Below are 26,204 nucleotides of genomic sequence, written 5' to 3' on the forward strand. Positions count from 1 at the left end.
TTATATAGTGTCATGCGACGCTGTTCTTTTTGTCAATACTTGCTAACCAGAAAGCTTTTAGTGGTTTAATGAGTGGAATCAGTGGCTTTTTCAGTGTTCCCCTCTACTTTTTTCAACGAAACCACTTTATCACATTGAATCTCAATGGTATTTGTTTTAGTAGCAGATACTCCCCAACATCGTATTCTTTTTCCCTCTTTCTCGATGAATAGCACGTGAATAACCAAATTTTTCCCATAAGTGTTGTCGATGGTGATGTCTTGAGTCTCATTCGTCTTTGTCAGGAGTCTTCCCAGTGAATTGCCATTCCGGTGGAACTCTATTAATACTTCAGTATTGGATAAGGATATATTATTTATTTTGGAGTTCTTGTGGTATTTGATGTGATAGGATTGCGTGCCGGCGCAGGCATTAAGTGTCGTGCACGAAAAAATTACCGCAAAAATAATTTTAAGAAGGACTATTTTTTTTATTTTAAATGACGTGATATCGTTCATGGGATTCCTATTCTTATTCTTGCTCATCTATTTTTACTATTTTGTCATAAAATTTTTACATGCCCAATCTTTAATAGCATAATTCCTTTTTGTCATAATAGAGCTCAGTCAACAGAATAACTTATTATGAGGTTGGAGACTCATTTTAGTTTTTATTAACGACTCTAACAAGGATTAGTTTAGTATGCGTTTACGTCTTGTCATCTTAGTTTTAGCCGCAATTATTATTGGTGTGGGAAGTTATTCTGGGATAGTGAATGTCATTAAAGAGCCCATAGAAAATGTGATAATAGGGTATAAAAGCCCATCAGCCTGGAATAATCGTGGTGTAGATTATGTGATTGGCAAAAGAGTAGCACAAAATGACTCTGAAGCTGTAAAATGGTTTTGCAAGGCAGCGAAACAAGGCGAAGTCATGGCCCAGCGCAACCTTGGCTTGATGTATGCTGCAGGCAAAGGGGTCCCTCAGGATAATGGCAAGGCTATGCAATGGTTTCGTAAAGCCGCTCTTCAAAATGATGCCGTGTCACAATTAAATCTTGGTGTCATGTATCAAAAAGGTATGGGTACTCAGCAAAACGATAGGGAAGCAATCAAGTGGATTCATAAAGCAGCCGCACAAGGATTTCCAGAGGCTGAACGTAGTCTTGGCATCCTATATTCCATTGCTGAAAATGGGCAACAAAATTATGTCGAAGCTTTTAAATGGCTTCACAAGGCAGCTGAGAAAGAAGATGCCATAGCCCAATATAATCTTGCAGTTATGTATGTCACAGGCAAGGGGGTTCGGCAAAATGATACGGAAGCAGTTAAGTGGTTTCGTAAAGCAGGCAAACATGGCGATCTCATGGCTCAACGAACACTTGGATTAATGTACGCAACGGGGAGCAATGTTCAACAGGATGATTTTCAAGCGATGAAATGGTTTCGTCTGGCCGCGAAACAAGGAGATGCTGTGGCTCAATATAATATAGGTATGGGCTTTCTTAACGGCAAAGGGGTGATTCGAAATCACACAAAAGCTCTGAAATGGTTTCATTTAGCTGCTAGTCAAGGATTGCCCCAAGCTCAATATGTGCTTGCTGCACTTTATCATGATGGAGTGAGTCTTCCTCAAAATAGCATGGAAGCAATAAAGTGGCTCCGAAAGGCTGCTGCGCAAGGTCACTTGCAAGCTCAAGAGCGCCTGCAGGCTCTGGTTAGACAGGATTAGCTGTGAGGCGGTTCCTCTTTCATTATCATACGAGTTAGTATTTATCCCCCTATGCTGAAAATAACGATTTGATTATTTCAATGAGAAATTATTTAAACATAATAATATTTTCGTTCACGATTTTGTAATGCTTATTTAATTGTAATGGGATAAGCACAGCTCGTCATTTCAGAGATTAACACCTTTACAGTCTGAGTTGTTATTTTCTATCTAGGTTCTAGATATAAGCCGTTTAAATTTCTGAAAATTCATTTAGGTTAAAATTGATACACCTAAAAGTTAGAATCTGCCTCATTTATTGGGAATATTTTTGCAACACTATCATTAAGTAATCTGAGCGGTACTTTTATCCGAAGCACATTGCCATGCGATGTTATTATTTTAGCCTTTAAGTGTCGTTAAAGAGCATCTCTTTTCAGGTTTTATGGTTCTGTAAATTATTATTATAAACATTGTTGCTATTAGCGTAAAAACTAAAATTGATGGTGACGATGCAACGCCGGTTTTTTTTACAAGTATCATAGAAAGTAATGGAGCGAGGCCAGCGGATAAACTTGCTGCAATGGAATATAGTATTGATAAAACACTACAACGTAATTTAATCGGGAACATTTCAGCTAACATTACTGGTACTGTTGCATAATATGCTCCTGCTGGAATAGCAATTAAAGCTTGACTCAAAATTAACTGATAAAATATTTTGTGCGATAAGAAGTTGAAAAAAGGTTGAGATAGAACTAGAAATCCTATACTTGCTGCAACTACGATTTTTTCTCTACTAATTTTATCAGATAGATTCCCAATCAGAGGAAATACTCCTAGAAGTACCATTAAAGAAATGATGTTGGAAATGATAATTTCATGGTTTTGAAAATTACCATATAAACGAGCTTGCATAGGACCATAAATGTAAATTTGAAATGTAGTTGTTACACCCAAACAACTTAAAATAAACACATAAAGAGATTGTATTTTATTGTTTTTGATATAGGTTACCGATTCAGAAAGTAAACTCTTAAATTTAGGCTTTGGTCTGTCTGCATAGTATACGATGTATTCCATACTCTCGGGGATACATAAACGGATGTATAAACCAATCGAAGATCCTAAAAGCGCAAGCACAAAAGGAACACGCCAGATCATCCAGTCCTGTTCAGGATAGTGACTGGTAAAATAAGTAACAATCAATACAACTAAAGACGCTATCAGCATCCCTGACATAGCGCCAAAGGATGCCCAGCTTCCTGAGTAGCCCTTTTTTGAGGCTTCGGCATTCTCAACTAGGTAAGCAGAGGAGTTTAAATATTCTGCACCACAGGAGAAGCTCTGAATAATTCTTAACACTAATAAGGTAATAGCAGAAAATGTACCTATAGTACTGTGAGGGGGGATAAACCCGATAAGGGTTGTTGATATGCCCATTGTTAGGATAGAACCTGCAAGGATAATTTTTCTGCCATAGATATCGGATAGTAAGCCCATTATCATAGCCCCAATAGGTCTGGCTAGGTATCCAGCAAAGAAAGTAAGAAAGACGAGAAACAAACCCTTGGAGACATCACCAATCAGGTATTTGGCAATGTAAACTGAGAGTAGGCCACAAATAGCCATGTCAAAGGATTCAATTAAATTACCCAGTGTACCTGCCAGAATGATTCGGGTTTGGTGCTTCATGCGATTATCCTTTACTTTGCATTGCCGATAGAGTGGTTAGTGAATCTTGATCTTCCACTCGGTCTAAAAATAAAAATCCATCCAGGTGATCAATTTCATGTTGAAGAATGCGGGCTTCTAAACCGGAAGCTTTTTTGGTAATTCTATTTCCATCTATGTCAAACCCTGAATATTCAATTTCCATGGCTCTTGGAACTTCACCCATTAATTCACCACAATTAAGGCAACCCTCGTAGCCAGTTTGAATTTCTTGAGATAGGATTTTTAATGAAGGATTAATTAAGGCTGTATCAGGAATTGGGTATTCTGGTTTTCTCCTTTTGGTGTAATCAGTACCAAATACAATAACTCGTTTGCTGATGCCAATTTGGGGGGCAGCTACGCCTACAGCCCCCTTGTCAGCCATTATGCCAAACATAGTCTTAATAAGCTCTTTTAACCAACTGCTACCAAATTCTGATTCAGAAATTGGATCAGCGGTTTGTCTTAAAATAGGGTTGTTTTTATCAAGGAGTGTGTTCATGGGGCACCTGATTGTTGATGATTAATGTCAGTTTGGGTTTTGTCGTCATGCAGGGCTGTTTGTCAGGGAAAATTAAATACTCTTGAATTCGCCTTAACGCAAATTTGCCCATGGCTAACAGTTTTTCGCAATGAATCGAGCTTTTGTTCTGGATATATGGATTTATCCGTTTTAATCCAAATGAAAAGATAGCTTTATAAGAATCATATTCAGTGGGGATGGAGATACCTGTTATAAGTCTAGGTTTTATTTGTTTGTATTTTACAATTGATTCTGTGCAGCCTATATGTGGTAGTTCGCTCCATAATTTCGGTTGATCCTGGCTGAGGAATTCTGGTTGATAGCAACCGTCAAATAGCCAGAGACTTTGCTCAATTAAATTTTGCTCTATGGCTGGGTTCGAGGATATGAAAAAGATCTGTCCTGCCTGGTTAATAAGGGCAATAGAAGCATAGTCAGTTTCTACTTGCCCTAGTACATCTGAAAACACCCTGCGTATTGTGACAAAGTGTTCAAACAGAAATTCCTTGGCTTTGGGGTGAAGCTTTACTTCCACAGCTGTTACATCCATATCTACAAGTTTTTTAAACTGCATGACTGTGCTTTTTTCTCTTTTCTTCATAAGAAGAAATTGAACCAATGGCCAAGTCAATGATTTTTAGTAAATTATTTTCCGAAGTGTCAATTGCTTTGACTTCTTTGATCAATCCTAACACAAAATCGGCGTAATCGTCATTACTTCCCTGAGAGATAGGGTATAAATGATGGCTTTGTTTCAAGATGTAATGAAGCAATTTTTCATCGACTTCATTCTTCTTCGTTGTTGCATTTTCGTCTTCCCCAAATAGTAACCAGCCTGGGTTTACTTGAAGATGGAAAGCCAGTTGTTTGACTTTTTCATAGTCTGGTAAAGCATCTCCTCGTATATAACGGCGGCAGATTTGTTCAGAGGCACCAGTAAACTCAGCCAGGGTTTTAATACAGATCCCATTTGGCGAGCGAGAGGCCGTATATCCTCTATCTTTGAGGGCGCTAATCAAGCGGTTAGCAAACGATTGATAGGGTCCCTTACTCATAAAATTATCCTTGTAATCGAACGTCATAAAAAATTATCATATAAAACGATATCATTCAATATCATATCGTATCTTAATATAAATTTCTTTAAAACACATATTGATAATAAAATTAATATTGTTTTAATATAAGTTTCGTCAAATGATTCTAAATGTTAATTTGACGTGAATTGGACTTTAGTACACATGATTTACAGGAGTATTTTTCATGTCCCATAATAATAAAATAGGTATTTACAAGGGGATTATCCAGTATTTGCTAGATGCAACTAACTATCCGTTGCAGCGAATTGCTAACTTATCTAACTCACCAATTGCATATTTGCAATTGATTTATCACCATAACCGATTGCTTCAAAATAGAAGTGTAGAGCTAAATTTGCTGAAATTATTCATTGTGTTTATCGATATGGAAATTAAACGAGAGCAGAAAGCTGAGAAGCTTTTTCCAGCTGACATGCATTAGGAGGCTTTAAGATGCAGTTTTCTGATAATAAAATGCCAAAACAGATTTTGTTTATTACTGATTTAGAGGAGCTTCTTGGTCGTAACCGTTTGACATTAAGGCGTTGGTGGACTAGCGGAAAATTTCCACAACCAGTTAAACTAAATGGCACAACACTGGCATGGCACTCTGAGACAGTTAATCATTGGATTCAACAAAACATGCGATTATCTTAGCATAATAGCCCATATTATGTGGGCTATTGAACTTCTTTCCACAATGGATGATCTAACCAGCTCCTTGGAATTCCCATGCTTTCATGCGCCCAATCATATTTTTCAATAATAGGCTGAATAAGTTTCTCGGATGATATTGCCCAATCTTTGCCATTACCCGCAGTGGTTAGTAATTTTCTGATGATCAACAAGATAATATATGAGCGATCATTTCTTGGTGTAATAGGAGGTAGCCAAAGTTCATTAATCGCATCAATTTTGGGTTTAATGGCTAAATCTTTATTCCAAAGGCGGCTATGATGAGCACATATATTTCTTACATAAGTTAGAAAGTATAGCCAATTGGCTAAAGTTTTTGGATGTAACTTATAACCCTCAGCAATTATCCTTTTGTCTTCATTTTTAAGCCCTTTAAATAAGACCGACAATGCACCAAAGGATAAAACCTCTATTGCCATCCATATTGGTAAGTTAGGATAGCCCAGATATTTATTTTTATAATGCTCAATAAAGTACTCTCTGGAACGCTCTATCTCGTTATTAATTTGTGCTAACCAGGTATTATGTTCAAATTGCTGATGGAAATTTTGAGGATTCGACAAAGCAAATGGTCCATAACTATGAGCAAGGTGATAAGCAATACTGGTTCTTACTGAAATTTCAATTCGCTCTAATCCATCCATTACTAACAATCTTAGTTTACGATCAAACTCATAGAGATCTATGACATTTTCAAATGTAACATTATCTTGAAATTGTTCGGTGATATTTCCTGTTGTATCTGAACGTTTAAAGGGTAAACAGTAGGCACTAAGCCGATAATAGTTGGTATTAGAAAGGCTTTGCAGGGCTGAAGGCCAATTATTTATAATAAGCCCTTTTGCTTGAAGTTTTTCCAGTTGATCTTGGAAACTCAGGGCTGGCTTTAGATATTTAATGAGAGGATTATTCATAGCAATACGCATAAAAAAACCGCCAAGGTTACGCAAGGACTAACATCCTCTAGGCGTGGCGGTTGTGTTAAGTTAATTATAGAGCAGTTCATATGATTTTTTCAATCCTTTGATGAGATTAATCTTGCAATATGGTTTGCCCAGGAATCCAATGCCTCTTTGCGTTGGGGTAGCATCTCATTTTTATTATAAGTAGCCATAATACGAGGCATTTTGTGGCCAAGACATTTTTCTATCACCACGGGATCAATATTTAGTGACTCACCCAATTGTGTCGCAAAGGTTCTTCTTAAGTCATGGGCAGTCCATTCAGGAATTCCCACCCGATTCTGAATTCTTTTAATTGCGCGTGGAAGGGCATCTTTGGACATAGGAACATCGATTGTTATGCCTGGAATTACAAAAGGGGAGACAGATTGTTCTTTAAACTGAAGTAGTAATTTTTTTGTAAGTTCACTCAAGTGTATTTTTACAGTTATTCCTCCTTTTGAATGCTCGGGAGGAATAGTCCATAAAGATTGCTCAAAATCAAATTGATGCCATTGTGCCAGTCGGATTTCACCTGTTCTAACACCAGTAAGTATAATAACTTTAATTGCTAACCTGGCTGATTCAGACATTTGGCTTTTATCGCTTTCAAGGAATTTCCATATTATTCTTATTTCTTCGGGCGATAGTACCCGCTCCCTGGGCTTTTCAATACCACCGATATCACGTGATCGTATATTGGTAGCTGGATTATATTGAATATAACCACGACTCACTGCATAGTTTAGAACTTGTTTAATAGTGCTGAGAATGCGATTCGCATGAATTGGCGCTCCTCGTTGTACTATTTTGTCAAGGGCGATTGTAATATCTTTGGTTTGTAACTTATCAAGTACAGTATCGCCTAGTAGAGGAATTATTTCTGAGTCAATCTGATATTTGATAGGGCGTGGTTGCTTTCTATTTTTAACGGCATAATTTTCGTACCAAGACTGTATTAATTTTGAAAAGGTATTGTCTTCTTTTAATTTTTCTAGCTTGGTATTTTCTATAGGATTTATACCTTGCTCTTTTAAACTTTGCGCTTTAGCAAGATATTCACGAGCCTGTTTTAGACTAATAGCTGGATATTTTCCTAAGGTCATTTTTTGACGTTTACCATTCATACTAAAACGGTAAAACCAAGATTTATTACCACTTGGCATTACTCTAATACCTAATCCAGAAGATTCTATTTTTTCAAACCAGGTGGTCTCTGGCGCGAGATTTTTAATATAGCTATCGATAAATTTCATCTACACAGTCCTTTTTATTTTGGTACCATTTTTGGTACCAAAATTTATGTATAGGTATATTATCAAATGATACTAATTGAATTGCTAAAACTCAATTATTTCTTATAAATAAAGGGTTTTTTGCTATTTTTGAAATTAAATGATATTGTTTGATATCGGTATAATAAAGTTTCGTAATCAATAGGTCCGCGGTTCGATTCCGCGCAACGGCATAGTAAAATCAATAGGTTATCGATATAAAAATTTAAAAAAATCTTTTTATGGGACACTAAAGGGACAGTAAGTGCCAGCTAAGCGTCTCCATCTTTCAGCTTTATAGGCTTCCAGTCTACAGCTTCATTTGAGTTAAAAATAAACAGCTCTCTTTCTTGAGCTGAATCATTTATATGAGCTAACTGTTTTATATTTTTTTTGAAATTCTCATTTGGCGCGCTGTAACACCCTACAAATATCCTCTTAATTTCTGATTCTTGTATGCTTTCAATGATGTGTTTATCTGACTTATCGTTTATGGAAAAACCAAGCAAGAAAAGATCACCCTTTAAATTTTTTAAGGCATCAAGACAATAGCGTAGATAGGAATGGCCACCAATTTTGTCAGCTTTGTGCGCAGAGCTACCTTCAAGAACGATTAATGGTTGCTGACCTGATATTAGCGAACTTTCTAATTGATCTAAAATATACCCTTCGTTGTTACTTTCAATTTTCAGATAAAAATCATCGATCTCAATAATGAATAAGCTTCCATGAAGATAGAATATTTGTTGTTCTCGATAGTTATGCTCAGGCTTCCATAGTAAAAGTCCATTTGTACTTTTACCTCGACTGAATCCATCATCAGTTGGTAACGTTGAAATATCAAAGTCTTTCAACTCAAATAAACTTAAAATTGGTGAGTTTCGCTCCATAATTATCCAGTAGAGAAGAAGATCATAATTAGTTGTAAAAATTTTACTGAATTTTGATAATAGCCTTAGGCATGAAACATAAGTTTGAAACTCAATAGAAGCTTTATATCTAGGATGTACAGAGCTAATAGTATTTAAGAATGAAGCAATTAAGTTTTTCCTGTCATTTTTGATTGTGGATAATAGTAATTTGCTGTTTGAATAATGTTTGGCAATTTCTATGGTAATATTTAAATGTGCTAACACCTTTTCAAAATCATCAGTATTGAGTGCGTCAAATATTTTTTTCATGTCATTACTTATTGGCTTGCCCTCTTTGCCTGATAACTCTTGCGATTTATTGTATAAGTTTTTGTAATTAAATTCCTCACATAAACTAATGCTAAAGCCATTGCCTAACAATATAGTTCTATTATTAGTTTTGTTTAATGCTTCCTCGAACGAAATAACTTTTAATTCGGCCATCCATTGCTCACCATAAATATGTTACATATGACTAATTATAGATCACATGGGTGGCATATATTTCATATTTATTTGGTAATTAAAGTTGGATTGTCCCTAATATGTCCCAACATTCTATAAAATTTTTATAACTATATGTATTTTAAATATAAAAAATATATGGCCAAATGATTTAGTATCAATGGTTGCTGTTTTTTATGCTTTGTTGTAGTCTCTGCGGGAAGGATGGATTGGTGGCGGCAACCACCAACCCTAATCAACATTAACCGTTACGGGGCTAATGGTGACTGATTACAACTATAGCATATCAGTTGCCGACCTCCATTAAGGAGTCAGCATGGCGACTATTGAAGAACGAACATCTAAAAGCGGTGAGAAAACATACCGTGTCAAAATCAGGCTTAAGGGCGAGAAGCCTCAGGAAGCTACATTTAAACGGAAATCTGACGCTAAAAAATGGGCTGGTAGCATCGAAGCAGCTATTAGAGAAGGCCGTCACTTTCGTTCTGTGGAGGCTAAACGCCGAACGTTATCCGAACTTATTGATAAGTATATCGATAATGTCCTGCCTCATAAGTCTGAATCAATGCAATCTGCTCAGAAGAACCAGCTGTTATGGTGGAAAGAAAAGGCTGGCTATTATTTGCTTGCTGATTTTACACCTCAAATTATTGGAACTCTGCGTGAAGAATTAGCGAAAGGCACAACAAATCGAGGTAAAAAGCGTACTACTGCGACCGTTAATCGTTACCTAGCTGCGCTGTCACACGTTTTAAGTACAGCAGTTAATGAATATGAATGGCTAGAAACAAATCCCCTGCTCAAAATTAAACGCCAGCCTGAAAGCCAAGGAAGGGTTCGCTACTTGGATGATGACGAGCGCAGCAGGCTTCTTTCAGCGTGCAAACAATCCAGCAATCAGCAGCTATATACCATTGTGGTACTTGCCTTATCTACAGGGATGCGCAAAGGAGAAATACTTAATTTAAAAAGGCGTGACGTATTTCTCAATGAAGGTTTTGTTGTTATTGATAAAACTAAAAACAAAGAGCGGAGGCGTGTGCCTATTATCAGCCATGCTTATGAGGTTTTATCTAATCAATTGAAAATTGTTCGACTGGATACTGATTATGTCTTTCCCAGCAAGGATGGCAAAAAGCCTATTGATATAAAACGACCTTGGGAGGTAGCCGTATCAGTCGCCAAGCTTGATGATTTTCGTTTTCATGATCTCCGTCATAGCTGTGCTAGTTATCTCGCCATGAATGGTGCTTCACAACGTGACTTAATGGAGGTGCTTGGGCATAAGACTGTTCAGATGACTAAACGATACTCACATCTCAGTGACAGCCATATTAGTTCTGTTGTTGGCAGTATGAATGAGAAAATATTTGGTGAGGTTGAACAATGAGGGGGCTTAAAAGCCGAGTAAAGGCTTTAGAAACGGATATCATGAGAAGAAAAATAGCAGTGCGTGCTAAACAGGTTATGGCACTTTATAGTCAAGTTTGTCTTGGTAATTCTTTCCAGATTAATGTGGCAAAAATAACAACGCCTGTTGAGCTAATAGATTTAGCCTGGGTTTTAGCAATTTGTTCTTTACGCACATTAAATTTTAAAAGCACAGCATTGATTGCTTTAAAAATAAATACATACAATAAATTAATGACTATGGTTAATGAGCTTCCATTAGAAAATAAACTGGAGCAGAAAATCGTTAATGAAGTTCAACTTCATGATAAAAATTCACTCCAAGAAATACGCAGTTACATCCTTCCTCCTGGGGCTGTCATTAAATTCTTGTCATTGGAGTCTGGTTTTATTGGTTTGTGTATTAACTTGGCATCAGAAAATACTTGCAAAGCATTAAAAGATGTAAAAGAAAAGACTTTGAACAGTAGCGTGACTAGTAAGCAGTTACCTGAAACTAACATTCAAACTAAAATATATGACGGCAGGCCATCTGACAAAAAAAGCTCAAAATGTGAATTTATAGTTAGAGAGCTTGAGGATATTGCAGAATCATTTGACATGAAAATTAATCGCGAAACCTTATGGAGTCAATTAAAAATAAAATGTAATGGTGAGTCAAGGTTTCAGATAGAGGGAAAAAAATATATCGTCGAAAAAGCGACTGAAAACAAATGGGATAGGGAAGGCTTAAAATACCATATGGATGATGTTATAGAATGGCACAAGCAGAATAATCCACAATTTTATTCATGAGCTGATTAAAAATTACCCGAAATATCAGAAAAGCTAGAAAAGTCAGAAATAATCCCCAATAAAAAACCCAAAAAAACATACTTCCTATCAGGCGACCGCGATAAAAAGCAGTCATTTTTAGTAACCAAACCTGAATGGTGAATTATGTTAAATCAAACTCAAATACCTTCTTTATCAACAGTCAAACAATTCTGCAATAAATACCCTGCGTTCACAGAAGGAGGACTCAGGGATCGGATTTTCTACGCTGATTCAAATGGCTTAAAAAAATCCGGCGCAATTTTGCGTAACGGTCGCCGTGTCTTAATTGATGAAGATAAGTTCTTCCAATGGTTACGGGGGAATCAAGCATGACTAATAAACATGTTGGAATAACATCCATGGTATTAAGGGCTTTGCTTGAAGGCCAAAGATTAAATCGAAAGGATTTTAATAATGGATCTTTGCATTCATGGATATCGACCATTCGAAACCAGAGGTATATACCTGTCGAGAGCATTGAAACAAGCGATCGTACTTTTGATTACTTCATGCTGTCAGAGGAAATTGAGCGCTACATTAATCCAGTCTTGCGTGAACAGCAGCGCAAAGAGATGAGGGAACATATATTCGGACGGAGACAACAACAGGCGAAGAAGAAGTTAGAGCAGACCAGTGTTGCTATCCAGACAGATAAAACTAAGGCCTGCAACGAGATTGTTAGTGAAGAGGTGGCAGCCTCAGAGCTAACAGGTGGTGGGTCTGATGAGTAATTTTATAACAATATTACATGCAATTGAAATCGCATCTTCTGTTCAGGGGGTGCGACAAACAGATCAATACACAAATATAAGCGGCGAGGACTTGTTAGCGAAGCTTTCATCGGTTGAGCATGGTGAAAAGGATGGAAGTCATTTTCTACGCACCGCTCTTGAGTATGATGATAATGGGCAGTGTATGCCTCGTGGTGATGGCAACACACATAGCTTGGCTAGGCTTCTCATTATCGATTGTGATAAACGAATAGATTGTAATGGGCAGGAACATGAGGGGGCGCCGGATCCATTACTTATTCATCAAGCTTTGAAGCGCAATAACATCGGACACATTATTTATGGGACGCATTCACATTACGCTGGTGGAAAAGGCAATCGATATCGCATTATATTGGGTACAGAGCAGCCATATGATAAGGAGCAATTGTCAGCCACATTAGAGGTGGTAATGCTGGTGATTAATAAAAACCTTGATAATGATTTGCTCGCACTAGCCAAAGAGAACAATACCTTTTCACAAGCTTGGTATTACCCACGAAAGCCGAGTGGCAGTGTGGTTTCTCCATTGTACTTTGAGTACCTAGAAGGCGATGTAGTCACAGTCTCTAATCCTCAAGAATTGCCACCAACAAGCCATGTAGTTCATTCTTGGAAGCAAGAGCAAGCTGATGAAATATCCCCAATAGCCGCATTTAATAAGCAAAATAAGCTGACCGATCTTTTGGTTCAATATGGCTATGTTCGCAAGTTAATAATCGGTGAACGTGAGAAATGGTTATCACCAAATTCATCGTCTGGAATTGCTGGTATCACCGTCAAAGCTGACAAATTTTTTAGTCATCACGATGATCAATTTAATAATGGCTATTGGCATGATGCGTTTGATTTAATGCGAGGTCATGAAGGGCTATCAGTCCATGATGCTGTTGCTAAGACTGCCCAGTCAATAACTGCGCCAGATGGGAGAACAATAGACCAGTACAACAAAAGCCTCTTTAAGCAAAAGGATAACAAGCCAGCAGCTAAGATTGAGTTTAATGAGTATCAGCCATTTAATGATGACTTATTACCAGTTGAAAGTGTGCCTTATGATGTTCTTCCTGAGGTTCTGGCTGATTTTATCAAAGATCAGTCTGATATTCGTGGGTGTCCTGATGATTTTATTTTGGTTTCGTTATTAGCAAGAATGGGTTGTGTTTTTTCTGGAAAAATCAGATTGGAGCTTACAAGAAATACGGGCTGGAGTGCCTCTCCAAATTTTTTTTGGGCGATGATTGGTGAACCTTCATCAGGTAAGTCCAACGCGCTAAGTGCTACCAGCAAGCCTATTCAGATACTTAGCGCAACTGCTAGGGACAATTATAGAAAAGAGTTAAAGACATACGCACAGCATAAGGAACTGCTTGAGAGTAAGATCTCTGCGGCTAAAAAAGGGATGGAACAAGAGGCTAAAAAACCAAAGCCTGATGGCTCGGTTGTTTCAAGGTTTGAGGAATCTTTTAAAGCATTACGAACAGAGCTAGATGAGCTTGAGGAGACCAAACCAACATTGAAAAGATACACCGTTACAAAAACCACGGTAGAAAAATTAATACTTATATTAGAAGAAAACCCTGATGGGGTAATGCTAGAAGTCGATGAGCTATCCTCTTCGTTTGTTAAGCTATCAAAGGATGAACACGCTGATGAGAGAGGTCTATATTTATCTGGTTTCACAGGCGATATTCAATACCCATATGACACGGTTAATCGAGGCACCGTATTTATTCCAAGGTTACTGCTGTCAATATTTGGCGGGATACAGCCAGCAAAGCTCAAACGCTTCCTTAACGATGCCAGAACAGGTTATCAAGATGATGGATTGATTCAGCGGTTTCAAGGGGTGGTTTATCCAGACAGAAAGGCTACATGCTTGAAGGACAAGGCGCCATCATCCCATTTAGTTAATGCCATTAATCAGATGTTTATTAATCTGGATAATATTCAAACAGGTGGTGTTCTTAGTTTTGATAATGATGCTCAGGTATTATTTGACGTATGGCGTACCAACATGACTGAAAGAGCACAAAATATGGGGCAGCCATTCGAAGCACACCTAGTTAAATCGTATGAATTTATAGCTTCATTATCAGTCTATCTTTATCTGGTTGAAAACAATGGCCAGTTAACGCAAGGGATGAAAATAACAGCAAAGCAAATCTTGAGTGCCATTAAGTTAGGAGAGTATTTTTTTAGTCATGCCAGACGGATGTATGGTTTGGTTTACAAAGACCACTTGCCAGCCCGTTCGCTATCAGAAAAGCTAGCCAAGCTTGTACTTTCTTCTACAAATACAGGGAACTTTGATCCTGTAATTGGACTTCACCATTTTACCCGCAGTCAAATTAGATCAAAGGGGTGGACTGATTTAACTACGAAGGAAGAAAGACGAGAAGCAGTTCAAGTATTGGTTAAGTACGGTCACATTTCAAAAGCACATGGGAATCGGCACTACCTAAATCCAAAGCTTTTGGAGGAGTGAATTTTAACAAATTTAAATAATTCAACCCTACATACCCTACAAATGAATAAAATATAGTCAAATGTAGGTTTTGTAGGTTTAGTTTTGGTGGATTAGGTTAATAACAACAAACTGAGGTGGTTATGAAAAATGTTACTTCGTCAAAAGCTGACCTTCAAGTTCCTAGCAACACGAATCATGGGGCAAATGAAAAATTTAACCAGCATATTGTTCATAGTAATGCCATTGCAACGAATGATATCAGGAAAGATACGTTTGATATGAACAAAGCTAAGGAGAAAAGTAAAGATGCTATGGTGGCTCTTGGAGCTGTTGGTGGTCTGCAATCAATGCTTACAGCTCAAATGCTTTCTATTCATGAGTTGCAACAAAGGACAATGGCCTATGCCAATGGTGTTGATCACCTTGAGTTGAAAAAATACTACACCAACGCAGCAGTTAAGTTGTCGAATTGCTTTGTTCAGCAGGCTAACGTCCTCGCAAAGTTACAAGGTGTGGGGGGGCAAAAAATAATTGTCGAGCACGTTGATGTACACCAAGGAGGTCAAGCAATTGTAGGTAATATTCAAGGGGGGCTGGGTAATAAGGAAAAAAAATGAAATCGACCTCAAGAACCGAGAAAAAACACTACGCTTTTGATAATGCCCCAAGATGTGGCGCAAGAACAAAATCGAATCATGGAAAACCTTGCCGATGTCCTGCAATTAAGGGCAAAGCCCGTTGTCGTGTTCATGGTGGCGCGAACGGCTCAGGAGCTAAGATAGGCAATATGAACTCATTGAAGCATGGTGAGTCGACTGCGGATGCCAAGGCGTTCAGGCGTGAGCTAAGGCAAGCTATACAATATAACAAGAAATTAATCCAAGAGCTTGACTAGTTGTTTCCGATTGAAAATATAGAAACCAAATCTCAATCTGGCTAAGGAGTGAGAGGGGGGGGGTGGGGTTTTGATGCTGTTAGCATAGTCCGGTGGCCCGTAACTTTCTGAGTAATCCTGCCAGTCCATTTGAATACAATAAAGTAATAACTAGATATGCCGACACAGTATTTATTAATTAACATATTGGCTTGTTTGTATGTGGAAATTTAAATGGATTTGGGTATTATTATTGTGTTTAGTAGGCTCAGGGATATTCATTGCAATTAAATATCAAATTAAAGGCAATGATTTAGTTGTAATGTTTTCATCATTTTCTGGTGCCTTATTGGCTTTTATTTTTAGTTATATCCTATATGGTATTAAAGCTGAATCGGAGAAAAAATTATCTGTACACAAAGCTAAATATCTAGTTGATAAAATTTCAAAATTCAACGTTCAGGTTTTGAAGCATATAAACAAACATATCGATCAAAGTCTCAAGGATTCAGATAAGCTAAAATGGGTTGAGATACCGCGCTATACAGATTTTTCCCCTCTACCAACCATTGATATGGTAAGCTTGATGTTTCTTGTTGATCAGAATGAACAGACATTAGATAAAATTCTTCTTGTAGATCTAGAGTATCAATCAATACTCCGTAATCTTGAGGATAGAAACAACCTTTGTTCATTATACCTTGGAAAAATTCAAGAATTTGAACAAAAAAATCTTCGAACATTAAGTACACAAGGCTCATTGAGTCCCTTGAAATTAAACACAGAACAATTAATTAGTATTGTTGGACCAAAATTATTTATGGAGGTGTTGAGTATTACTGAGTATCTAATAAGAAACGTAAATAATTTAGAAAAGGATAGCAAAGCAGCCTTAGCAGAAATAAATAAACTGTGACTTAGCAGTGGGACAATCAAGGGACACTTACCTACGAATAAAGCCAATTAATTACGAAAGTTGGCAACAAAGAAAAAACTACAATTCATTGATTTTATTATTGTTATTTGTCATGTATCATTGCCATTAATAGCGCGATCTGGGATTCGTAATCAAGAGGTCGGAGGTTCGACTCCTCTCAGCGGCATAGTAAAATCAATAAGTTACAAATTGCGATTTAAAAATTTAAAAAATTTGGTACCGTTTTTGCTACCATTTTTCAAATGTAATTGATAGACATTAATTGATATCAATACAACGGTTATTTTGGGGCATTCTCAAATATTAGTCGCATTTTATCAAGCCCAAAGTTTCTAAACACATAACCTCTTCGTTGAACGGGTCTTTCTAAATTTATTCGATCTAAATGAGAACAAAATATAATGTAAATAATCATTTTGTGAGTTTATTTGGATCATAGTGTAAAAAAATACTACTTAAGCCAATTGTTTTGGTGGAATAATAAAACTATAATCCGAAACTGTTATTCAAGGATATTAATAAGGAGATGTTATGAAAATATATAGTCATTTGAAATTTAATTGATCGTATTTAAAAGCAAAATCGACGGCCTCAGCAAGGGACGAAAATTGATGAATAAATTTTCTTATTTTGCTTTTAAGATTAGCCCAGATTTGCTCTATAGGATTGAAGTCTGGGGAGTAAGGCGGCAAGAATAATAGGGAACAACCAGCGTTTTTAATCAGTTCTTTTGCTTGTTCTGATTTATGAAAAGTAGCATTATCCATAATAATAATGTAGCCAGGACCGAGTGTTGGCAATAAAAAATTTGCTAGCCAAAAATTAAATAAATTAGTATGACAAGTACCTTGATAACACATGGGGGCAATAATTTTTTTGTTGACCAATGCGGCGACAAAACTTTCTCTAGCGTAGCGCTTGCCAGAGACTTCACCAAGAACTTTTTGTCCTCGAAGTCCCCAGCCGTACTGCCTTGAGATAAAGGTATCAATCCCGGATTCATCAACATACACAAGCTTCTCTGTGGAATACTGTTTTATTTCTTCAATGAAAATAGCCCTTTTTACTTCATCTCTTTCTGTATAGAGCGTGGACTTTTTTTTCGTGTGATTTTAAGGCGACTTAATGCTTTGGATATGCCTGAAGATGTAACGTTAAAGTGTGCAGCAATTTCATTGAGATAAGCATCAGGGTGCTGCCGAATATAGTTCTTTAGTTCATCATCATTAATTTTGTAGGGTGAATTTGGTCTTGGTTTACGCCCAACAGTACCCGTTGATTTTTTTGTATTTTTCCAGCGATAGATAGAGCAATGACTTATAGAAAATAGCTGACACGCCTCTTTTATTTTCCCGCCGAACTCTATAAAACTCAAAACTTTTTCACGAAAATCTGTTGAATAACTCATGAGGACAATGGAGATAGAATAAAATCAATATTATATCATTTAAATTTCAAATGACTATAATATCAAGGTGTCCCCTTTGTTCCACTTGTACCACTGAAATTAATTATGGGTTGCCCTCATTAAAGGTAAATGGAGTATAATTTAAATATGAAAACATCTTCAGAAACTAATTCTCTTTTTCAGGATAAAGAAAATCCCAATAATACAACCCTTGATGCTATAGAGGAGTTAGAAAGTGGTGGAGGAAAGAAGTTCTCATCTTTTAAATCAATGATTGATGATTTGGAAGATGATAATAATTGAATTGTTTGTGGATTAATCTAGATCTCGAATTAAATTAATAATTAACTGTATCATAATATCCTTCTGAGCTGGATCACTTTGTGCAACCAGCAGGGCAATAGCGACTAATGCATTGTCATTAATTTTAACATCTCCATTTCGTTTCAAATGATGTTGATTAAGCTGCAAGAACCAGACAAACATAAATGCACCAATTCTTTTGTTGCCATCGGAAAAAGGATGATTTTTTATAATAAAATACAATAAATGCGCAGCTTGCTCTTCAATGCTTGGGTATAAATACTCTCCGCCGAAACTTTGAACTATATTACCCAGAATACCTTCAAAGCTGTTGTCTTTAGGTTGACCAAATAATTCAGTTGCTTGTTGTTCTGATATTAAGTTCTTCTTTAAATCGTGGATTGCTTTTATTGCGGTAGGGTAATTTATTTCACAAGTTATATTGGTATTTAAATGACCCTCTGGAAAGTTACCAGTGTCATATTGATTTAGTAGAATGAAGCTATGATTGTAATTGGTTAATACAGCTAGTAATCCACTTGCCTCTGTTTGGTTCAGATCGGTTGATAATGCTTTTTGAAATAACGCTATTGTTTTCTCCAGCTCTTTGATTTGTTGCGTTTGCTTTTTTAATTTGTTTTGATTTAATGCATATCCTTTGAGAAGGTACTCTTTCAGTACTTTATTAGCCCAGATTCTAAATTGAGTCCCTTGTAGAGATTTCACCCGATATCCAACAGAAATAATGACATCTAGATTATAATGCTCAACATCACGTGATACCTTTCTTTTTCCTTCTTGTTGAACTATCCGGAATTTCCGGATGGTTGAACCTGATACAAGTTCATTTTCAAGAAATATATTTTGAATATGCTCGTTTATTGTACGTATGTCTTTTTTAAAAAGTTCAGACATCTGTCTTTGAGATAACCATACAGTTTCTTCTTCAAGAGGCACTTCAAATTGAAAACTGCCATCCTCTGCTTGGAATAGTAAAATTTCGCTCATAACCGCTTACTCTGAAATGAATAAAAAACTTTATCATGTTTAACTCACTAACCCAATTTATTTAAAAAAATTTAGTATTTATAAATCCCGAGAATTTTCTAAGGGCGCAATATACATTGCTCTGCAATGTATAAATATTGAACCATCTCCACATGAAAAAAATCCACTAAGCGTTATGCTATATTTATAAAATATTATGACACGGGGTAATCATGGATGATAAGTTTGTTAATTTATCCGTTGGATATTTATCGAATATTACAAAAATCAATTTACTTCTAGTTACTGCAAGCAGTATTTTTAGCCGTAACTTTGATTAAATAACTAAGTTATGCAATTGTTTGTTAATCAGAAACATAACGTTTTGCGTTATACTTGCTAATAATATGAATAAATTGGCATGGCAGAGTGATTAGCGATTTTAGCTGTAAGGAAACAAAAAAAATATATGATGGCACGGTGTCTTGAAAATTTCCGCAAGATATTCAACAACGTGCTAGAAGAAAGTTAAGAATGCTAAATAATGCCAAAGTTTTAGATGATTTAAGGATACCTCCAAGTAATCATCTTGAGAAATTAGTTGATGATCGGGCAGGGCAACATAGCATAAAGATAAACGATCAGTGGCGCATTTGTTTTGTTTGGCAAGATGGCATCGTAACTGAAGTTGAAATTGTTGACTACCATTAGGAGTATATGATGATGAAGTTACAAAATATCCATCCAGGTGAAATCTTATTAGAGGAATTTTTGCTACCAATGGGTATCAGCCAAAATAAGCTTGCTAATGATATTGGTGTTCCTCCAAGGCGTATTAATGAAATTGTTCATGGTAAGCGCTCTATCACAGCAGATACTGATTTAAGATTATCCCGTGCATTAGGAACGTCTGAAGGCTTTTGGTTGGGATTGCAAGCTGATTATGATTTAGAAGAAAAGAAAGCTAGTCTTAAAAGTAAGTTAGAAAAAATTAAGTCTTTGATTTCCTTTGAAGAGACTATTAGTAAATATGCTAGTTAACAAATAAAAACTTGAATTCATTTAGAGCACTCAACAAGTTAAGTGAATAAAAGTAGTTATTAAAAGGAAAGGGTTAAAATAAGCCGTAAGGTTTTGCATCCCAAAAACGGCGTGTTGTCTTTTCTATAACAACAGAAAGTCTATTGTTCTAGCTATGACGAAAGGTAGTTCTTTTCACCATCCCTAGGGCCAGATCTTGCTTTTTGTCAATTTTAAGACAGTAGGCAAAAAACAAGATTTGACCTCTAACTGCGATTTTTGAAGTTCCTGTTTGCAAGCAAACAGGCTGCCCTAGCTATGAAAATATTTTGATCAATGCTATTATCTGCTCATTTTTTAACCTTGAGTAGATAAAATAATGTTTATAATGATTCGAAAATTATTGATCATCCTTCTTAGTATGTCACTAACTGCATGTTCGGTGGTTATGGCAGCAAAAGGCAATGGTGTTAATCCGAAAGATTTGGGAAACTGCAAAACTCGTTCGTGTTTGATTGCTGCTGGAGCTATCCCAATTGATCATACCAAGGGTAAAAAAGGAAGACTCTCTTCTGAGAATTTTCGTGCAACTATGCCCACCGGATCGGCTGCTCGTGCAGCAATGCATGGTCTCCTTGATGTAGGTACATTAGGTCTTTGGGAAGTTGCAGGTACCCCAATTGAAGCTGTTAAAGGTAAAAAAACAGGCTATGTAGTTGCTGTTAAATATGATGAGGATGGTAGTACTATTAAACACATGTCTTTTCATTTCTAAGGGGTGACCCTTGAACGGCGAAAATGCTTAGGGTCAGATCTTGCTTTTTGCCAACTTCTAGTCAGAAGACAAAAAGCAAGGCCTGCCACGAGATATGCTCTTAATTCAGAATATGGAAATGCCAGGATGTTAGCCTTATTCAAAATTAGACAGTGATTAATAAAGCCATATTTTATTAATCATAATTATGCTATATTTTGATTAATAAAAAGAGAGGTTATTAATCATGAAATGGAATTGGCAGCTGGAGAATTGGCCTAATTTTACTTGGAACTCCGATAAATTAGTTGCGTATGAACAGTCTTTTACTGAGAGTGCGGGTATTATTATTGGCTCTTCCCAACATATATCTCAAGAAGGTAAGCAAAATTTATTTATTGATTTAATGTGTACTGATGCTTTGGATAGCTCTGAAATTGAAGGGGAGCATTTAAACAGAGACAGTGTTCAATCTTCTATTAAAAAAGAGTTAGGCTTGTCTACAGAAGCCCCTAGAGCCAGCTTGGCAGAGCGTGGGATCGCTAAAATGATGGTTAATTTATACCAAACGATTTCTAGTCCCCTAACACATCAGGTTTTATTTGAATGGCATCAATTTTTAATGGGTAATAGCCATCATTTGGAAAATATTGGTCAATATCGTAGCCATGAAGAAGCAATGCAAATTGTTTCTGGTCCTGATTATGATCGAAAAATCCATTTTGAAGCGCCTCCTTCAAAATGTGTTCCCGCTGAAATGGATCAATTTATTAATTGGTTCGAAAGGAGTTCTCCAACCAGTTCAGCGCCTTTACCCGCATTAACCCGAGCAGGAATAGCTCATTTATGGTTTGAGAGTATCCATCCTTTTGAAGATGGAAATGGAAGAATAGGGCGAGCTATAGCAGAAAAAGCTTTATCGCAAGGATTTTCAAAACCGATAATGACGGTATTGGCAAAAATATTATTAAAAAAGAGAAAGGAATATTATCAGCAATTAGGTTTGGCAAGTAAAACCTTAGACCTGACATCTTGGCTTTTATGGTTTGCTAACATTGCTCTGGAGGCGCAACAAAGCACTTATATGTATATTGATTTTCTTATTAAGAAATCTGTTATTTTAAGGGAAGCCGAAGGGAAAATTAATCCAAGGCAAGAAAAGGTGTTATTAAGATTATTTCATGCTGGGCCTGAGGGATTTGTAGGTGGTTTAAGTGCTAAAAATTATATGAGCATTACTGGTGCAACGATCGCTACAACAACCAGAGATCTAAATGACTTGGTTAAAAAAAATATTCTCAAAAGAACCGGTGAGCTTAAAGCGACTCGTTATTTTTTAAATCTCGAAAAGTTTTAAAAAGGATTTATTGAATTTGGTACGCAGTGCTTAACAAATCTAAAAATTACTATTATTAACAGCCGGTTTTTCTTAATTTAAACCTAATAAATCCATTCATAATGTCTTGGCATGAAATTTTTATATTTTTAATGAAGGATGTAGGACTGGAAATTTTACTTGCATTAGATGGTACGGAATATACAGAGGAAAATAGTTATTGGTATAAGATAGAAGTATTTTTAGTCGAGCCAACGGAAGAGAGGCCTCATGGTATTAGATATAATCTAACTCTTCATGATAATTACAATCAACGGATTCTGGAGTTTAATAATGCACATGGTATTAAAGTTAAAGGAAGTAGTCGATATTCGGGATGTATTATTAAGTATGATCACGTTCATACCTCAATAAATGATAAGGGAACTCCTTATGAGTTTGAAAGTGCTGAACAGCTTTTGAGAGATTTTTTTCAAGAAGTGAATTCCATTATTCAAAAATTGAATAATGGAGATAAAAAATGAAGACATTACAAGTTGGTATTATGTCACGAGATAAATTTCAAAGACGTGCTATTGAAATTGATTCTGGACACTATAAACCTAAGAAAAATGAACCTAAGATTTGGTTTAGTTCAATCAAATCATTATGTGAAGTATTAAATGAAAATAATATGAGGTTATTGAAAATAATCGATGAGAAAAAGCCTGAGTCAATTAAAGAGCTTGCTGCCTTAAGTAAACGTGAGCCTGGTAATTTGAGTCATACACTTAGCACAATGGCTCGCTACGGAATTATTGAAATGAAGAAAATTGGAAAAAATTCTAAACCAATTGCTAAGGCTTTAGATTTTAATATTCAATATAGTGCTGCTGGATAATATATATTCTTTAATTTTGAATTATCCAGAAGCTCAGGATATAACTACAACTATAAAGATATTTAATTATGACTACGAAAATAGCGTAAGCTCGAGTTTGTAGTAACCTGAAAGATGCTAGTGAAGAAAGCCTTAATCTGTTAGGTATAACTCCTTCTCAAACTATTAATGCATTGTATGAACAAATTGTTAAGTGTAACGGTTTGCTTTTTGAACTAAAACTGCCAAATAAATTATCTCGTGATGCAATTGAAGAGTTAGAAAAGGGTGGTGGCAAATCATTTTTATCTTTTAAATCAATGATTGAAGATATGAATGATAAGAATGCTTGAAATAGTTCTTCCAGAGCAGCTTAAATGATATCTTAAAAAATAATTAAATAAGCCAAAAGCAAGTGATATAAATTAAGAAACTCTATTTTTCTCTAAAGAAATTAATTCCCTTAATTGTTCAGGATGGTTTTTTAGTATGGTTAACAAAAGGCTAAAAGGTTTGGGAACAGGGTTAATTCCATTTTCATAGCGATTGAATGCATTTACCCCATCACCAAAAATATCGCTGGCTTCTTTTTGTTTTAATTTTAGTTTTTTACGTATTTGTTGAACCTCACCAGGGGTAAGGATACCGTCAATTTTGGCTTTATGGGTTTGGATTTCAGTCTGTACCGCTTTATTATCTTCTGGTGTTATGATGCCTTCACCACATGAATCACTCCCATACACTTCAAAACATCCTTAGTAACAACCTGCATCGGTTTTCGCAATCGCTCTAAGTCAACAATAGTATAGTCCGCAGTCATGTGTATTTAGGGGCAAGCACATAATACTTTTATTGCTCCAAAATAATCGATAAAGACATCTTGCTATTCATCTTCTTGATTTAAATGGATGAATTTGATTATAAATATACTAAAAAATAAAAACATGCTCATATTGGTATTATCTTGCCCATGTTTTGCTAAAATTACTTATATATGTCTTGAAAAACGCAATCACCAAGAGTCTATTCCATTGCTTCTAAAGCTATAGATGGAATCATAACAAAAAAACACTCAATAAGACCTAATAATTATTAATAGGAAATGTAATGAAAAAATATTTTATCTATACGAAACATCTTGGAATGCGATTTATCACAAAAAGAGATTCCAAGTATTTACAAATTATTGATAAGGATCCAGTGGTCAAAAAATTTTTTCCTGAAGGCACATTAACCGATGAAAAAATTAGTGAGTTCATCAATGAATGTATAGTTTCTTGCAAGAACGAACACTTGCCTTGTTTAGTCATTTTTCAGCTGAAAGATGATGACTTTGTTGGAGAAGCCTATTTTGGTCAGCTAGAAACAGGAGAGTTTAAAGTTGGTTATCTTCTTCATGAAAAATACTGGAATAAAGGTTACGCGACTGAAATATTGGAAGCGTTACTGACTTGGGCTAAAAATCATATCGATACAGAATATATTATTGCTTTTGCTGATATAGACAATACTGCTTCATTTCGTGTCATGGAAAAATGCGGAATGAAGTATTATAAAGATGGTCGTCATTTGAATATGGATTGTCATTATTATCGAATAAAAAATCGATAAATTTAAATCTTTTCATTAACCGTTAAATCTTCGCAGAAAAAAGTAATCACATTACGCAATACTTTTTCACAGATGTTGAGTTGCTCAATAGTGATAAATTCATTGGCACTATGCGCCTGTTCAATATTTCCAGGACCAAAAATAATTGTAGGAATTCGAGCATTTTGAAATATTCCTGCTTCTGTAGTATAAGAAACTTTAGACCGTTCCTCGATTCCAGTAACAACCCGCACTAACCTGGTAATTGATGATTCTTCTAATGCATTAAATCCTGGTGAATCTGAAATTTCATCAAAATAAATAGCTGCTTCTGAATAGGTTTCTCTCATTTCTAGTAATAAATCATTATTAATATAGTTTTCAATTTGGTTGCGAAAATTCTCAATCGGAAATTGGTCAATATAACGAAGCTCTAGAATAAATTCACACGTTCCTGGAACTATATTAGTTGCAGTTCCTCCACTTATTATGTTGGTAGTAATTGTAGTGAAAGGAAAATCGAAGTCATTATCAAATGGACCATTTTTTTCCATGTATTTTGCAAGCGTATTTATATAACAGATTAAACGACTCGCATATATAATCGCATTACACCCCTCGGAGGCAAGAGAAGAATGAACGGACTTTCCTTGTACTTGACAGTGATAAAGTCTTCTTCCTTTCTCACCAATGATTGGACGCAAATTAGATGGCTCCCCAACGATACACCCTTCAGGTCGGATTCCCATTTTTTGCAAATAATCCACTAAATAATCTACACCAATACACCCAATTTCTTCATCACAAGTAAAGGAAAAATGAATGGGTTTTAAGAGTTTTAATTTTTGCAAATCAGGGATAAAGGAGAGCAATACAGCTATAAATCCTTTCATATCACAAGTGCCACGCCCATAAATTTTACCGTCCTTTTCAGTAGCAACAAAAGGGTCTGTTTTCCATATTTGCCCTACAACAGGAACCACATCAGTATGACCTGTCAGTAAAATACCGCCTTCAGTACTTCCATTACTTGCGGGTATGGTGGCGAATAAATTAGCTTTTGATTTTACTTGTCCCGGAATAATTTTAGAATTAATATTATGTAATTTAAACCAATCCTCAATTGCCTTAATTAATTGCATATTTGAGTTGCTTGAAATGGTATTAAATGCTACGAGCTTCTCAAGCCATTGTAAGGTATTCATTTAATTCCACCATTTTCACCAATACATAGTAGTACGTTATCAATTAATAATAGATAGTATTAACCTAAGTTACAAATAAAGGCGGAGTAAAGGGGCAATTATAGGGAAATTTAAACCAGCGATTGTTAAGGAAATAAAATTGTGGATCAGTAAAAATTAAATCTCTAGTTTGAA

General features: G+C 35.9%; 32 protein-coding genes and 1 pseudogene. 20 read left to right on the top strand and 13 right to left on the bottom strand.

Annotated features, from left to right (window positions below):
* Positions 1-65: 65 nt before the first annotated feature.
* A complete protein-coding gene (locus EL201_RS05590) occupies positions 66-497 on the bottom strand; it encodes a hypothetical protein (RefSeq protein WP_013101375.1) in 432 nt (143 codons plus the stop codon).
* A 184-nt stretch (positions 498-681) separates the two neighbouring features.
* Here EL201_RS05590 and EL201_RS05595 point away from each other — a divergent pair, with 184 nt between their 5' ends.
* Positions 682-1,710: a tetratricopeptide repeat protein gene (locus EL201_RS05595; protein ID WP_013101376.1), complete on the top strand. Its 1,029-nt coding sequence runs from the start codon at positions 682-684 to the stop codon at positions 1,708-1,710.
* 381 nt (positions 1,711-2,091) lie between these two features.
* Here EL201_RS05595 and EL201_RS05600 read toward each other — a convergent pair whose 3' ends face one another.
* From EL201_RS05600 to EL201_RS05615, 4 genes are read right to left on the bottom strand one after another with little or no spacing between them, the layout of a single operon-like run.
* Positions 2,092-3,384 carry an MFS transporter gene (locus EL201_RS05600; RefSeq protein WP_010946798.1) on the bottom strand — a complete coding sequence of 431 codons (1,293 nt, stop codon included), beginning with the start codon at positions 3,382-3,384 and terminating at the stop codon, positions 2,092-2,094.
* 4 nt (positions 3,385-3,388) lie between these two features.
* Positions 3,389-3,907, bottom strand: a complete 519-nt coding sequence (def, locus tag EL201_RS05605; RefSeq protein WP_010946799.1) for a peptide deformylase — start codon at positions 3,905-3,907, stop codon at positions 3,389-3,391.
* Positions 3,891-4,502: a hypothetical protein gene (locus tag EL201_RS05610; RefSeq protein WP_011946159.1), complete on the bottom strand. Its 612-nt coding sequence runs from the start codon at positions 4,500-4,502 to the stop codon at positions 3,891-3,893. Before EL201_RS05610 ends, def begins: the two co-directional genes overlap by 17 nt.
* A complete protein-coding gene (locus EL201_RS05615) occupies positions 4,492-4,983 on the bottom strand; it encodes a helix-turn-helix domain-containing protein (RefSeq protein ID WP_013101377.1) in 492 nt (163 codons plus the stop codon). Before EL201_RS05615 ends, EL201_RS05610 begins: the two co-directional genes overlap by 11 nt.
* 208 nt (positions 4,984-5,191) lie before the next feature.
* Here EL201_RS05615 and EL201_RS05620 point away from each other — a divergent pair, with 208 nt between their 5' ends.
* A complete protein-coding gene (locus tag EL201_RS05620) occupies positions 5,192-5,449 on the top strand; it encodes a hypothetical protein (RefSeq protein ID WP_013101378.1) in 258 nt (85 codons plus the stop codon).
* A gap of 11 nt (positions 5,450-5,460) precedes the next feature.
* A complete protein-coding gene (locus tag EL201_RS05625; protein ID WP_010946803.1) occupies positions 5,461-5,664 on the top strand; it encodes a helix-turn-helix transcriptional regulator in 204 nt (67 codons plus the stop codon).
* A 23-nt stretch (positions 5,665-5,687) separates the two neighbouring features.
* Here EL201_RS05625 and EL201_RS05630 read toward each other — a convergent pair whose 3' ends face one another.
* From EL201_RS05630 to EL201_RS05640, 3 genes are all read right to left on the bottom strand, one after another.
* Positions 5,688-6,629 (bottom strand): Abi family protein, encoded by a 942-nt coding sequence (locus tag EL201_RS05630; RefSeq protein ID WP_016356862.1) that lies wholly within the window; start codon positions 6,627-6,629, stop codon positions 5,688-5,690.
* Positions 6,630-6,718: 89 nt separating this feature from the next.
* Positions 6,719-7,900 carry a tyrosine-type recombinase/integrase gene (locus EL201_RS05635; RefSeq protein WP_010946805.1) on the bottom strand — a complete coding sequence of 394 codons (1,182 nt, stop codon included), beginning with the start codon at positions 7,898-7,900 and terminating at the stop codon, positions 6,719-6,721.
* A gap of 290 nt (positions 7,901-8,190) precedes the next feature.
* On the bottom strand, positions 8,191-9,273 hold the full coding sequence (locus EL201_RS05640; protein WP_027221310.1) for a DUF4917 family protein: 1,083 nt from the start codon (positions 9,271-9,273) through the stop codon (positions 8,191-8,193).
* A 337-nt stretch (positions 9,274-9,610) separates the two neighbouring features.
* Here EL201_RS05640 and EL201_RS05645 point away from each other — a divergent pair, with 337 nt between their 5' ends.
* The 8 genes from EL201_RS05645 to EL201_RS05680 all read left to right on the top strand — a co-directional run bounded on the left by EL201_RS05645 (position 9,611) and on the right by EL201_RS05680 (position 16,547).
* The gene (locus EL201_RS05645; protein WP_027221311.1) at positions 9,611-10,684 is read left to right on the top strand and encodes a tyrosine-type recombinase/integrase; all 1,074 of its coding nucleotides are present in this window, start codon (positions 9,611-9,613) and stop codon (positions 10,682-10,684) included.
* Between the two features lie 41 nt (positions 10,685-10,725).
* Positions 10,726-11,499, top strand: coding sequence for a hypothetical protein (locus EL201_RS05650; protein WP_126299545.1), 774 nt, complete (start codon positions 10,726-10,728; stop codon positions 11,497-11,499).
* Between the two features lie 144 nt (positions 11,500-11,643).
* Positions 11,644-11,853 carry a hypothetical protein gene (locus EL201_RS05655; protein ID WP_027221313.1) on the top strand — a complete coding sequence of 70 codons (210 nt, stop codon included), beginning with the start codon at positions 11,644-11,646 and terminating at the stop codon, positions 11,851-11,853.
* Positions 11,850-12,251, top strand: coding sequence for a hypothetical protein (locus EL201_RS05660; protein ID WP_027221314.1), 402 nt, complete (start codon positions 11,850-11,852; stop codon positions 12,249-12,251). Before EL201_RS05655 ends, EL201_RS05660 begins: the two co-directional genes overlap by 4 nt.
* Complete coding sequence (locus EL201_RS05665) at positions 12,244-14,775, top strand: DUF3987 domain-containing protein (protein ID WP_027221315.1); 2,532 nt, start codon at positions 12,244-12,246, stop codon at positions 14,773-14,775. Before EL201_RS05660 ends, EL201_RS05665 begins: the two co-directional genes overlap by 8 nt.
* 122 nt (positions 14,776-14,897) lie before the next feature.
* Entirely contained in the window at positions 14,898-15,374 is a 477-nt protein-coding gene (locus tag EL201_RS05670; protein ID WP_231955160.1) for a hypothetical protein, read from the top strand.
* Positions 15,371-15,652, top strand: a complete 282-nt coding sequence (locus EL201_RS05675; RefSeq protein WP_027221316.1) for an HGGxSTG domain-containing protein — start codon at positions 15,371-15,373, stop codon at positions 15,650-15,652. The genes EL201_RS05670 and EL201_RS05675 overlap by 4 nt, the downstream gene beginning before the upstream one ends.
* A gap of 199 nt (positions 15,653-15,851) precedes the next feature.
* Positions 15,852-16,547, top strand: coding sequence for a hypothetical protein (locus EL201_RS05680; protein WP_027221317.1), 696 nt, complete (start codon positions 15,852-15,854; stop codon positions 16,545-16,547).
* Positions 16,548-17,113: 566 nt separating this feature from the next.
* Here EL201_RS05680 and EL201_RS05685 read toward each other — a convergent pair.
* Positions 17,114-17,623: an IS630 family transposase gene (locus tag EL201_RS05685; protein ID WP_080272886.1), complete on the bottom strand. Its 510-nt coding sequence runs from the start codon at positions 17,621-17,623 to the stop codon at positions 17,114-17,116.
* An 8-nt stretch (positions 17,624-17,631) separates the two neighbouring features.
* On the bottom strand, positions 17,632-17,976 hold the full coding sequence (locus EL201_RS05690; protein WP_027221318.1) for an IS630 transposase-related protein: 345 nt from the start codon (positions 17,974-17,976) through the stop codon (positions 17,632-17,634).
* A gap of 147 nt (positions 17,977-18,123) precedes the next feature.
* Here EL201_RS05690 and EL201_RS15655 point away from each other — a divergent pair, with 147 nt between their 5' ends.
* Positions 18,124-18,279, top strand: coding sequence for a hypothetical protein (locus EL201_RS15655; protein WP_080272887.1), 156 nt, complete (start codon positions 18,124-18,126; stop codon positions 18,277-18,279).
* Between the two features lie 12 nt (positions 18,280-18,291).
* Here the strand turns inward: EL201_RS15655 and rhuM are convergent, their stop codons facing one another.
* The gene (rhuM, locus tag EL201_RS05695; protein ID WP_027221319.1) at positions 18,292-19,287 is read right to left on the bottom strand and encodes a virulence RhuM family protein/type II toxin-antitoxin system death-on-curing family toxin; all 996 of its coding nucleotides are present in this window, start codon (positions 19,285-19,287) and stop codon (positions 18,292-18,294) included.
* A gap of 483 nt (positions 19,288-19,770) precedes the next feature.
* Here rhuM and EL201_RS15750 point away from each other — a divergent pair, with 483 nt between their 5' ends.
* The 7 genes and pseudogenes from EL201_RS15750 to EL201_RS05730 all read left to right on the top strand — a co-directional run.
* Positions 19,771-19,977, top strand: coding sequence for a type II toxin-antitoxin system RelE/ParE family toxin (locus EL201_RS15750; protein WP_256365508.1), 207 nt, complete (start codon positions 19,771-19,773; stop codon positions 19,975-19,977).
* A 6-nt stretch (positions 19,978-19,983) separates the two neighbouring features.
* Positions 19,984-20,307 (top strand): HigA family addiction module antitoxin, encoded by a 324-nt coding sequence (locus EL201_RS05705; RefSeq protein ID WP_197712601.1) that lies wholly within the window; start codon positions 19,984-19,986, stop codon positions 20,305-20,307.
* Between the two features lie 400 nt (positions 20,308-20,707).
* On the top strand, positions 20,708-21,061 hold the full coding sequence (locus EL201_RS05710; protein WP_231955162.1) for a hypothetical protein: 354 nt from the start codon (positions 20,708-20,710) through the stop codon (positions 21,059-21,061).
* Between the two features lie 226 nt (positions 21,062-21,287).
* Positions 21,288-22,397, top strand: coding sequence for a Fic family protein (locus tag EL201_RS05715; RefSeq protein ID WP_027221322.1), 1,110 nt, complete (start codon positions 21,288-21,290; stop codon positions 22,395-22,397).
* 101 nt (positions 22,398-22,498) lie between these two features.
* Positions 22,499-22,900: a toxin-antitoxin system TumE family protein gene (locus EL201_RS05720; protein WP_231955164.1), complete on the top strand. Its 402-nt coding sequence runs from the start codon at positions 22,499-22,501 to the stop codon at positions 22,898-22,900.
* Positions 22,897-23,256 carry an HVO_A0114 family putative DNA-binding protein gene (locus tag EL201_RS05725; protein WP_027221324.1) on the top strand — a complete coding sequence of 120 codons (360 nt, stop codon included), beginning with the start codon at positions 22,897-22,899 and terminating at the stop codon, positions 23,254-23,256. The genes EL201_RS05720 and EL201_RS05725 overlap by 4 nt, the downstream gene beginning before the upstream one ends.
* 101 nt (positions 23,257-23,357) lie before the next feature.
* Positions 23,358-23,588: pseudogene (locus EL201_RS05730) on the top strand (type II toxin-antitoxin system RelB/DinJ family antitoxin); the annotation flags it as partial.
* A 72-nt stretch (positions 23,589-23,660) separates the two neighbouring features.
* Here EL201_RS05730 and EL201_RS05735 read toward each other — a convergent pair.
* Positions 23,661-23,978 (bottom strand): type II toxin-antitoxin system MqsA family antitoxin, encoded by a 318-nt coding sequence (locus EL201_RS05735; protein WP_050598262.1) that lies wholly within the window; start codon positions 23,976-23,978, stop codon positions 23,661-23,663.
* Between the two features lie 364 nt (positions 23,979-24,342).
* Between EL201_RS05735 and EL201_RS05740 the strand changes: the two genes are divergently transcribed.
* Positions 24,343-24,846 carry a GNAT family N-acetyltransferase gene (locus tag EL201_RS05740; RefSeq protein WP_027221326.1) on the top strand — a complete coding sequence of 168 codons (504 nt, stop codon included), beginning with the start codon at positions 24,343-24,345 and terminating at the stop codon, positions 24,844-24,846.
* A gap of 2 nt (positions 24,847-24,848) precedes the next feature.
* Here the strand turns inward: EL201_RS05740 and argE are convergent, their stop codons facing one another.
* Positions 24,849-26,030, bottom strand: a complete 1,182-nt coding sequence (gene argE / locus EL201_RS05745) for an acetylornithine deacetylase (protein WP_027221327.1) — start codon at positions 26,028-26,030, stop codon at positions 24,849-24,851.
* Positions 26,031-26,204: the final 174 nt, after the last annotated feature.

Origin of the sequence: Legionella pneumophila subsp. pascullei (genome assembly GCF_900637585.1) — a bacterium.
Lineage (GTDB): Bacteria > Pseudomonadota > Gammaproteobacteria > Legionellales > Legionellaceae > Legionella > Legionella pascullei.

Excerpts from the sequence above, each read along its gene's own strand:
- EL201_RS05675 (WP_027221316.1), top strand. The coding sequence starts at position 15,371 with ATGAAATCGACCTCAAGAACCGAGAAAAAACACTACGCTTTTGATAAT.
- EL201_RS05635 (WP_010946805.1), bottom strand. The coding sequence starts at position 7,900 with ATGAAATTTATCGATAGCTATATTAAAAATCTCGCGCCAGAGACCACC.
- EL201_RS05740 (WP_027221326.1), top strand. The coding sequence starts at position 24,343 with ATGAAAAAATATTTTATCTATACGAAACATCTTGGAATGCGATTTATC.
- EL201_RS05680 (WP_027221317.1), top strand. The coding sequence starts at position 15,852 with ATGTGGAAATTTAAATGGATTTGGGTATTATTATTGTGTTTAGTAGGC.
- EL201_RS15655 (WP_080272887.1), top strand. The coding sequence starts at position 18,124 with ATGAAAACATCTTCAGAAACTAATTCTCTTTTTCAGGATAAAGAAAAT.
- EL201_RS05620 (WP_013101378.1), top strand. The coding sequence starts at position 5,192 with ATGTCCCATAATAATAAAATAGGTATTTACAAGGGGATTATCCAGTAT.
- EL201_RS05650 (WP_126299545.1), top strand. The coding sequence starts at position 10,726 with ATGAGAAGAAAAATAGCAGTGCGTGCTAAACAGGTTATGGCACTTTAT.
- EL201_RS05595 (WP_013101376.1), top strand. The coding sequence starts at position 682 with ATGCGTTTACGTCTTGTCATCTTAGTTTTAGCCGCAATTATTATTGGT.
- EL201_RS05705 (WP_197712601.1), top strand. The coding sequence starts at position 19,984 with ATGATGATGAAGTTACAAAATATCCATCCAGGTGAAATCTTATTAGAG.
- EL201_RS05655 (WP_027221313.1), top strand. The coding sequence starts at position 11,644 with ATGTTAAATCAAACTCAAATACCTTCTTTATCAACAGTCAAACAATTC.
- EL201_RS05630 (WP_016356862.1), bottom strand. The coding sequence starts at position 6,629 with ATGCGTATTGCTATGAATAATCCTCTCATTAAATATCTAAAGCCAGCC.
- EL201_RS05670 (WP_231955160.1), top strand. The coding sequence starts at position 14,898 with ATGAAAAATGTTACTTCGTCAAAAGCTGACCTTCAAGTTCCTAGCAAC.
- EL201_RS05590 (WP_013101375.1), bottom strand. The coding sequence starts at position 497 with ATGAACGATATCACGTCATTTAAAATAAAAAAAATAGTCCTTCTTAAA.
- EL201_RS05645 (WP_027221311.1), top strand. The coding sequence starts at position 9,611 with ATGGCGACTATTGAAGAACGAACATCTAAAAGCGGTGAGAAAACATAC.
- EL201_RS05640 (WP_027221310.1), bottom strand. The coding sequence starts at position 9,273 with ATGGCCGAATTAAAAGTTATTTCGTTCGAGGAAGCATTAAACAAAACT.
- EL201_RS05690 (WP_027221318.1), bottom strand. The coding sequence starts at position 17,976 with ATGAGTTATTCAACAGATTTTCGTGAAAAAGTTTTGAGTTTTATAGAG.
- EL201_RS05615 (WP_013101377.1), bottom strand. The coding sequence starts at position 4,983 with ATGAGTAAGGGACCCTATCAATCGTTTGCTAACCGCTTGATTAGCGCC.
- EL201_RS05725 (WP_027221324.1), top strand. The coding sequence starts at position 22,897 with ATGAAGACATTACAAGTTGGTATTATGTCACGAGATAAATTTCAAAGA.
- rhuM (WP_027221319.1), bottom strand. The coding sequence starts at position 19,287 with ATGAGCGAAATTTTACTATTCCAAGCAGAGGATGGCAGTTTTCAATTT.
- EL201_RS05720 (WP_231955164.1), top strand. The coding sequence starts at position 22,499 with ATGTCTTGGCATGAAATTTTTATATTTTTAATGAAGGATGTAGGACTG.
- EL201_RS05715 (WP_027221322.1), top strand. The coding sequence starts at position 21,288 with ATGAAATGGAATTGGCAGCTGGAGAATTGGCCTAATTTTACTTGGAAC.
- EL201_RS05665 (WP_027221315.1), top strand. The coding sequence starts at position 12,244 with ATGAGTAATTTTATAACAATATTACATGCAATTGAAATCGCATCTTCT.
- EL201_RS05625 (WP_010946803.1), top strand. The coding sequence starts at position 5,461 with ATGCAGTTTTCTGATAATAAAATGCCAAAACAGATTTTGTTTATTACT.
- EL201_RS05660 (WP_027221314.1), top strand. The coding sequence starts at position 11,850 with ATGACTAATAAACATGTTGGAATAACATCCATGGTATTAAGGGCTTTG.
- argE (WP_027221327.1), bottom strand. The coding sequence starts at position 26,030 with ATGAATACCTTACAATGGCTTGAGAAGCTCGTAGCATTTAATACCATT.
- EL201_RS05710 (WP_231955162.1), top strand. The coding sequence starts at position 20,708 with ATGTCACTAACTGCATGTTCGGTGGTTATGGCAGCAAAAGGCAATGGT.
- def (WP_010946799.1), bottom strand. The coding sequence starts at position 3,907 with ATGAACACACTCCTTGATAAAAACAACCCTATTTTAAGACAAACCGCT.
- EL201_RS05600 (WP_010946798.1), bottom strand. The coding sequence starts at position 3,384 with ATGAAGCACCAAACCCGAATCATTCTGGCAGGTACACTGGGTAATTTA.
- EL201_RS05610 (WP_011946159.1), bottom strand. The coding sequence starts at position 4,502 with ATGCAGTTTAAAAAACTTGTAGATATGGATGTAACAGCTGTGGAAGTA.